Consider the following 245-nt stretch of genomic DNA (forward strand, 5'->3'; position numbering starts at 1 on the left):
CATTCGCTTTTCGACGATTTTAATGCGATAGGGAATCTCACTTGTTTTCTATTTAAAACAAAAATAGCGTTAGTAAAATACCATTACCTACGTTATTTATTAAAAAAACCGATATTCAGAGGTTTTGCCTCAACCTCTTCTTTTTTTACACGCTCACCCAGTAAGCTGCTCCGTCCGCTGTACGTTCCATCAAGCCGTACTCAATGAGGTATCTTCTTAGGGCAACGAAATCTTCATGTTTCTCT

Annotated in this window: 1 protein-coding gene; it reads right to left on the bottom strand. The window is 38.0% G+C overall.

Annotated features, from left to right (window positions below):
• Positions 1–145: 145 nt before the first annotated feature.
• On the bottom strand, positions 146–245 hold a 100-nt coding region (locus R2R70_RS22355; protein WP_410979251.1), incomplete at its 5' end, for a DUF2087 domain-containing protein.

The organism is Cobetia sp. SIMBA_158 (assembly GCF_046566945.1).
Taxonomy (GTDB): Bacteria; Pseudomonadota; Gammaproteobacteria; order Pseudomonadales; family Halomonadaceae; genus Cobetia; species Cobetia amphilecti.